Here is a 6,801-nt window from a genome sequence, read left to right as displayed (position 1 = left end):
GCGGCCGGCACCACCGGAAATCGGGCCTTACCCCAGATCCCCCAACCGCGCCTGCAGTGCCGCAATCGCGGCCAGACCGGCCGTCTCCGTGCGCAGGATCCTCGGGCCCAGTTGCAGACCCTGGAAGCCCTCTGTCGCGAGCTGATCACGGTCGCGTGGTGACCAGCCACCCTCCGGGCCAATTGCAATCACGATGCCACCGGCCGGTGCGGCCCCCAGCGTCGACAACCGGTGTGCACCCAGCGGATCCAGCGTCAGCCGCAGCGTATCGGCTGGCAGCACGGCGGCAGCTTGTGCAAGCGACAATGGCGAACCGACCTGCGGGATGCGCGCGCGCCCCGACTGGCCGCAAGCCGATGTCACTACGTTGTTCCAGTGCGCCACGCGCTTCTCCGCGCGCGCGGCATCCAGCTTCACCTCGGTCCGCTCGGCGTTTACCGGCACGATGGCGCTCACGCCCAGCTCGGTGGCCTTCTGCAGGATCAGGTCCATCTTCTCGCCGCGGGCAATGCCCTGCAGCAGAGTGATCGCCAGCGGCGATTCGTTGCCCACCGCCTGCACGGCGTCGATGCGGACGTGCACCTCGCGCTTGCCGGCCACGGTCAGCGTCGCGCTGTAGTCGTGGCCGTCGCCGTTGAACAGCACGCAGCTATCACCTTCGCGCAGGCGCATCACCCGCACCAGATGGTTGGCGGTCTCTTCCGGCAGGGCCACGGTCTGGCCGCTGTGCAGCGCCAGGTCGATGGGGCAGCGGGTCACGCGCATGCAATTGCCTCGTCAATGGCCGCCAGCGTGGTATGTGCCAGCAGCTCCAGTTGTTCGTCGTCCACGCAGTAGGGGGGCATCCAGTACAGCACGTCACCCAGCGGGCGCAGCACCACGCCACGCTTCAGTGCGGCCTTGTAGGCGTGCAGGCCCAGTCGCAGCGCCGGGTCGAACGGTGTGCGCTTGTTGCCATCGCGCGACAGTTCGAAGGCCACCACCATGCCGGCCTGGCGCACATCGGCCACATGCGGGTGATCGGCGAATGGCGCCGCCAGCGTGCCCATCACCGAGGCGATGCCACGGTTGCGGGCGATCACATCGTCGTCGCGGAAGATGTCCAGCGTCGCCAGCGCAGCCGCGCAGGCCAGCGGGTTGCCGGTGTAGCTGTGCGAATGCAGGAAGGCGCGTTCGCGCGAGTCATCCAGGAAGGCGTCGTACAGCGCCTGCGTGGCCAGCACCGCGGCCAATGGCAGGAAGCCGCCGGTCAGGCCCTTGGACAGGCACATCAGGTCAGGCATCACGCCGGCCTGCTCGCAGGCGAACAGGGTGCCGGTGCGGCCGAAGCCGGTGGCGATCTCGTCGGCGATCATGAATGCGCCGTGTGCATCGCACAGTTCGCGCACGCGTTGCAGGTACACCGGGTCATGCATGCGCATGCCCCCCGCGCACTGCAGGCGCGGCTCCAGGATCACCGCGCAGATCTCGCCGGGATGCTGGTCGAACAGGGTGGCCAGGCCATCGGCGGCCTCGCGTGCACGATCAGCCGCACTTTGGCCCGGCTCGGCCAGGTAGGCATCGGGCGAGGGCGCGAACAGGCCTTCGGCCAGCAGCGGCGCGTAGACGCGGCGATACAACGGGATGTCTGCCATCGCCAGCGCGCCCAGTGTCTCGCCGTGGTAGCCATTCTCCAGCGCGATGAAACGCGTGCGCCGGGGCTCGCCACGGTTCTGGAAATACTGGAAGGCCATCTTCAGCGCGACCTCCACACCGGCCGAGCCGTTGTCGGCATAGAACACCTTGGCCAACGGCTCGCGGCCGGGCTGGCGTGGCGCCAGCGCCAGCAGGCGCTCGGCCAGGGTGATCGCCGGCTCGTGGCCGAAGCCCGCCAGCATCACCTGTTCCAGCTGCCCGGCCTGCGCCGCGATGGCGCCGCCGATGCGCGGCTCGGCATGGCCGAACAGATTGGTCCACCAGCTGCTGACGGCGTCCAGGTAGCGGTTGCCGTCATGGTCGATCAGCCATGCGCCTTCACCACGGGCGATCGGCACCAGCGGCAGGGTATGCGGGTGCTCACGCATTTGCGTGCACGGGTGCCACAGCACCTGCAGGTCGCGTTGCCGCCAGTGCTGGGCCAGCGGGGAGGGGGTTGGGTCTGCTAGCATTTCGGGCTCATGAACATGTTGCTGCCTGCACATTCTATCGGCCCTGGCACAGTTGCCGGTTGCCGCGGAGATTCCGCATGAACGATGACCGTGCCGGCCGTCGCTTGCCGATCATCCATCGGATCACCGATGAGGAGAACGGCCCCTTCCAGCGCCAGCACCTGGACCTGGAGTTCTCCAACGGCGAACGCCGCCGCTTCGAGCGGCTGGTCAGCCGTGGTCATGGGGCGGTGGTGGTGGTGCCGATGCTCGACGACGAGACCGTGCTGCTGGTACGTGAATACGCCGCCGGCATGCACCGCTACGAACTGGGCCTGGTCAAGGGCCGGATCGACGCCGGCGAAACCCCCGAGCAGGCCGCCGACCGCGAGCTGAAGGAAGAAGCCGGTTACGGCGCACGCCGGGTCGACGTGCTGCGCGCAATGACGCTGGCCCCGACCTATATGAGCCATCAGTCGTGGCTGGTGGTGGCACGCGACCTGTATCCGGAAAAGCTGGCCGGTGACGAGCCGGAAGAACTGGAAGTGGTGCCATGGAAACTGGCCGAGCTGGACCAGCTGATGCTGCGCGAAGACTTCTCCGAGGGACGCTCGCTGGCGGCGTTGTTCATCGCCCGCCAGTGGCTGCAGGGAACGCGATGATCAAACTGACCACGGACCTGCGCGAGACCGCCATCGCCATCGCCCAGGAAGCCGGACAGGCCATCATGGAGGTGTATGCCGATGGCTTCGAGGTGCAGATCAAGGATGACAACAGCCCGGTGACCGCTGCCGACCTGGCCGCCAACCTCGTGATCGAGCAGGGCCTGCAGCAGCTGACCCCGGACCTGCCGATCCTGTCCGAGGAATCGACCCAGGTGGGATGGGAGCAGCGGCGCCACTGGGGCGCGTACTGGCTGGTCGATCCGCTCGACGGCACCCGCGAGTTCGTCAAGCGCAATGGGGAGTTCAGCGTCAACATCGCCCTGATCTACCAGGGCGCACCGGCCTTCGGCGTGGTGTTGGCCCCGGTCACCGGCATTGTCTGGCATGCCATGCGTGGCGAGCTGGCCTATCGCCGGCAGGGCCTGCACGACACCGTGCTGCGCACCCGCACGCCGGCCACCGCCCCGCTGCGCGTCGCCGCCAGCCGTTCGCACCGCTCGCCGGAAACCGAGGCGCTGCTGGCACGCATGGGCCGCATCGAGACCGTCGCGCAGGGTTCGTCGCTGAAATTCTGCCGGATCGCCGAAGGCGGCCTGGATGTCTACCCGCGGCTGGGCCCGACCTCCGAATGGGATACCGCTGCCGGCCAGTGCGTGCTGCATGCCGCCGGCGGCGCGGTGCTGTCGGCCGCGACCGGCAAGCCGTTCCGTTACAACCGCCGCGAAACCCTGTTGAACGGCGATTTCATTGCCCTTGGTGATACCAGCCTGCCGTGGCGCGACTGGTTGTCCGACTGACCCTGGAGGCCGCATGAGCGCGCACGACACCCCCACCACCGGCAGCGCCGCCTCCGAGGAGCTGGAGCGCCTGCTTGCGATCATGGCGCGCCTGCGCGATCCGCAGGGCGGCTGCCCGTGGGACCTGGAGCAGAACTTCGCAACCATCGCGCCGTACACCATCGAGGAAGCCTACGAGGTGGCCGATGCGATCGATCGCGGCGATCTCGATGATCTTTGCGATGAACTGGGCGATCTGCTGCTGCAGGTGGTGTTCCATGCGCGCATGGCCGAAGAGCAGGGCAGCTTCGCCTTCGCGGATGTGGCCCGCGCGATCAGCGACAAGATGCAGCGCCGCCACCCGCACGTGTTCGCCGAGGTCAGCGTCGATGATGCCGACGGGGTGATGCGCAACTGGGAGGCGATCAAGCGCGCCGAGCGCGCCGCCAAGGGCGAGCAGGACACCTCCGCACTGGCCGGCATCTCGCGCGGCCTCCCGGAATGGCAGCGGGCAGTGAAGCTGCAGTCGCGCGCGGCCAAGGTCGGCTTCGATTGGCCGGGCCCGCTGCCGGTGCTGGACAAGGCGGCCGAGGAACTGCAGGAGCTGCGCGAGGAGTTCGAGCGCGGCGACATCGCCGGCAACAAGCCGCGCCTGCAGGAGGAGCTGGGTGACCTGCTGTTCGTCTGCGCCAACCTGGCCCGTCATGCCGATATCGACCTGGGTGCCGCGCTGCGCGGGGCCAACCACAAGTTCGAACGTCGCTTCCGTGCGATGGAAGCTCAGGCCGACGCGCAGGGTGAAGCGCTGGCCGCACTGGACCTGGATGCGCAGGAAGCGCTGTGGCAACACGCCAAGACGGCGGAGAAGGCGTGAAGACACTCGGCCTGTTCCTGCTGACCGCGCTGGCAGAGATCGTCGGCTGCTACCTGCCGTGGTTGTGGCTGCGCAAGGGCGGCAGCATCTGGTTGCTGCTGCCGGCGGCTGCCAGCCTGGCGCTGTTCGCCTGGCTGCTTACCCTGCACCCGACTGCCAGCGGCCGGGTCTATGCGGCCTACGGTGGCGTTTACATCGGCACTGCGCTGTTCTGGCTGTGGCTGGTCGATGGCATCCGCCCCAGCCGCTGGGACATGCTGGGTGCGGCCCTGTGCCTGGCCGGCATGGCAGTGATCATGTTCGGGCCGCGCACCTCATCGGTGTAGAGCCGAGCCATGCCCGGCTGCTCCAGCCTTCTGTAGAGCCGAGCCCACGCTCGGCTGCTCTTCGCTCCGACCGCGCGGGCGCGCGCGGGCCGAGCATGGCTCGACTCTACAAGGGCAGCGATCCCTCCCCGGAAGGTGCATGATGGCGGCGCCCTGGTCCCCGGAGCACGCGCATGTCCCGCTTCGCCAGCTTCCGCGAGTTCTATCCGTTCTACCTCAGCGAGCACCGCCATCCGGTGTCGCGAAGGCTGCACTTCATCGGCAGCTGCGGGGTGTTGCTGCTGGTCGCGGCGGCAATCCTGCGCGGACAGCCCTTTCTCGTGCTCGCCGCCCTGCTCTGCGGTTATGGCTTTGCCTGGGTCGGTCACTTCTTCTTCGAGAAGAACCGCCCGGCCACGTTCCAGCATCCCCTGTATTCGTTCATGGGCGACTGGGTGATGTTCGCCGACATCCTGCGCGGGCGGGTGCCCTGGTAGCTTCGCTGTGCCTGCCGCCCTCACGCGCTATGCTGGGGCCTGGACGTCATCGATAAGGAAAGCACGATGTTCCCGACCATGTTCTTTACCGTGGTACTGGCCTTCGTGGCCGTGGTGATCCTGTTCAAGGCGGTGCGGATGGTACCGCAAGGGTATGAATGGACCGTCGAGCGCTTCGGGCGCTACACGCACACCATGACTCCCGGCCTGCACTTCCTGATCCCGATCGTGTACGGGGTGGGGCGCAAGGTGAACATGATGGAGCAGGTACTGGATGTGCCCAGCCAGGAAGTGATCACCAAGGACAATGCCGCCGTGCGCGTGGATGGCGTGGTGTTCTTCCAGGTCCTGGATGCCGCCAAGGCGGCCTATGAGGTGGCCAACCTGGAAGTGGCGATGATCGCCCTTGTGCAGACCAACATCCGTACCGTGATCGGTTCGATGGATCTGGATGAATCGCTCAGCCAGCGCGAGGTGATCAACGCCCAGCTGCTGAGCGTGGTCGACCATGCCACCAACCCGTGGGGTGTGAAGGTCAACCGCATCGAGATCCGCGACATCCAGCCGCCGCGCGACCTGCTGGATGCGATGGCACGGCAGATGAAAGCCGAGCGCGAGAAGCGCGCGCAGATTCTCGAGGCGGAGGGTTCACGGCAGTCGGAGATCCTGCGCGCCGATGGCGAGAAGCAGGCCACCGTGCTGGAGGCCGAAGGCCGTCGCGAAGCCGCGTTCCGGGATGCCGAGGCGCGTGAGCGCCTGGCCGAGGCCGAAGCCAAGGCGACCCAGATGGTGTCGGCGGCGATTGCCGAAGGTGACGTGCAGGCGATCAACTACTTCGTTGCCCAGAAGTACGTGGAAGCGTTCAAGGAGCTGGCCAGTTCGCCAAACCAGAAGCTGGTGCTGATGCCGATGGAAGCCAGCGGTGTGATCGGCTCGATTGCCGGCGTGGCCGAACTGGCCAAGCAGGCGTTGGGCGATCAGAACAACAAGGCCGCCGGCAAGCGGCCGCCGCCGATCGGAGGCTGACATGCGCTGGGAGGTCGTAAGCTGGGGCGCGCTGGCACTTCTGCTGTTCGCCGCAGAGGCGTTGGCGCCTGGGGCCTTCATGCTGTGGATCGGCATCGGCGCGGCGGCGGTGTTCGCACTGGTAGCTGTGTTCGCCGATATCCCGGTGCTGTGGCAGGTGGTCGCCTTCGTAGTGCTGAGCGTCCTGTCGATCCAGTGCTACCGGTATTGGGGCAAGCCGCGTGCGCGGCAGAGTGACGCGCCACTGCTGAACCGGCGCGCTGAACAACTGGTCGGACGGGTGGTGCCATTGCAGCAGGCCATCGTTGGCGGGCAGGGCAGGGTCAGCATCGACGATGCATCGTGGCAGGTGAGTGGGCCGGAGCTGCCGGCCGGCACGCAGGTGCGGGTGGTGGCGGTGCAGGGCAGCACGCTGGTGGTCGAAGCGGTGGCCTAGGGTTTCCAGCCAACGGCGCAGCCCCTCGTGAGTGGTCGCGGAACGCGGTTCATGTGTTTGGGCCGGGGGGGGGGGGGGGGGGGGGGGGGGGGGGGG

9 protein-coding genes are annotated in these 6,801 nt (G+C 67.6%); 7 read left to right on the top strand and 2 right to left on the bottom strand.

The features are described 5' to 3' along the window. Positions 1-27: 27 nt before the first annotated feature. Positions 28-765, bottom strand: a complete 738-nt coding sequence (locus D7Y61_RS21145) for a 16S rRNA (uracil(1498)-N(3))-methyltransferase (protein ID WP_180869136.1) — start codon at positions 763-765, stop codon at positions 28-30. Next, positions 756-2,147, bottom strand: a complete 1,392-nt coding sequence (gene bioA / locus D7Y61_RS21140) for an adenosylmethionine--8-amino-7-oxononanoate transaminase (RefSeq protein WP_219628086.1) — start codon at positions 2,145-2,147, stop codon at positions 756-758. The genes D7Y61_RS21145 and bioA overlap by 10 nt, the downstream gene beginning before the upstream one ends. A gap of 77 nt (positions 2,148-2,224) precedes the next feature. Here bioA and nudE point away from each other — a divergent pair, with 77 nt between their 5' ends. From nudE to D7Y61_RS21105, 7 genes are all read left to right on the top strand, one after another. After that, complete coding sequence (gene nudE / locus D7Y61_RS21135) at positions 2,225-2,788, top strand: ADP compounds hydrolase NudE (RefSeq protein WP_005418435.1); 564 nt, start codon at positions 2,225-2,227, stop codon at positions 2,786-2,788. Beyond that, positions 2,785-3,588 (top strand): 3'(2'),5'-bisphosphate nucleotidase CysQ, encoded by an 804-nt coding sequence (gene cysQ / locus D7Y61_RS21130; RefSeq protein WP_180869134.1) that lies wholly within the window; start codon positions 2,785-2,787, stop codon positions 3,586-3,588. Before nudE ends, cysQ begins: the two co-directional genes overlap by 4 nt. A 13-nt stretch (positions 3,589-3,601) precedes the next feature. Beyond that, entirely contained in the window at positions 3,602-4,441 is an 840-nt protein-coding gene (mazG, locus tag D7Y61_RS21125; protein ID WP_180869133.1) for a nucleoside triphosphate pyrophosphohydrolase, read from the top strand. Beyond that, the gene (locus tag D7Y61_RS21120) at positions 4,438-4,767 is read left to right on the top strand and encodes a YnfA family protein (protein WP_180869132.1); all 330 of its coding nucleotides are present in this window, start codon (positions 4,438-4,440) and stop codon (positions 4,765-4,767) included. The genes mazG and D7Y61_RS21120 overlap by 4 nt, the downstream gene beginning before the upstream one ends. Before the next feature lie 173 nt (positions 4,768-4,940). Next, positions 4,941-5,243, top strand: coding sequence for a DUF962 domain-containing protein (locus tag D7Y61_RS21115; RefSeq protein ID WP_180869130.1), 303 nt, complete (start codon positions 4,941-4,943; stop codon positions 5,241-5,243). A gap of 66 nt (positions 5,244-5,309) precedes the next feature. After that, complete coding sequence (locus D7Y61_RS21110; RefSeq protein ID WP_049431762.1) at positions 5,310-6,269, top strand: SPFH domain-containing protein; 960 nt, start codon at positions 5,310-5,312, stop codon at positions 6,267-6,269. Between the two features lies 1 nt (position 6,270). Beyond that, positions 6,271-6,705 carry an NfeD family protein gene (locus tag D7Y61_RS21105; protein ID WP_180869128.1) on the top strand — a complete coding sequence of 145 codons (435 nt, stop codon included), beginning with the start codon at positions 6,271-6,273 and terminating at the stop codon, positions 6,703-6,705. Positions 6,706-6,801: the final 96 nt, after the last annotated feature.

This window comes from Stenotrophomonas maltophilia, from assembly GCF_013464485.1.
Taxonomy (GTDB): Bacteria; Pseudomonadota; Gammaproteobacteria; order Xanthomonadales; family Xanthomonadaceae; genus Stenotrophomonas; species Stenotrophomonas maltophilia_AW.
The sequence above is the reverse complement of the archived record's forward strand: the minus strand, read 5'-3'. Positions and strand labels throughout refer to the sequence as shown.

Excerpts from the sequence above, each read along its gene's own strand:
- D7Y61_RS21105 (WP_180869128.1), top strand. The coding sequence starts at position 6,271 with ATGCGCTGGGAGGTCGTAAGCTGGGGCGCGCTGGCACTTCTGCTGTTC.
- bioA (WP_219628086.1), bottom strand. The coding sequence starts at position 2,147 with ATGCTAGCAGACCCAACCCCCTCCCCGCTGGCCCAGCACTGGCGGCAA.
- D7Y61_RS21115 (WP_180869130.1), top strand. The coding sequence starts at position 4,941 with ATGTCCCGCTTCGCCAGCTTCCGCGAGTTCTATCCGTTCTACCTCAGC.
- nudE (WP_005418435.1), top strand. The coding sequence starts at position 2,225 with ATGAACGATGACCGTGCCGGCCGTCGCTTGCCGATCATCCATCGGATC.
- cysQ (WP_180869134.1), top strand. The coding sequence starts at position 2,785 with ATGATCAAACTGACCACGGACCTGCGCGAGACCGCCATCGCCATCGCC.
- mazG (WP_180869133.1), top strand. The coding sequence starts at position 3,602 with ATGAGCGCGCACGACACCCCCACCACCGGCAGCGCCGCCTCCGAGGAG.
- D7Y61_RS21110 (WP_049431762.1), top strand. The coding sequence starts at position 5,310 with ATGTTCCCGACCATGTTCTTTACCGTGGTACTGGCCTTCGTGGCCGTG.
- D7Y61_RS21145 (WP_180869136.1), bottom strand. The coding sequence starts at position 765 with ATGCGCGTGACCCGCTGCCCCATCGACCTGGCGCTGCACAGCGGCCAG.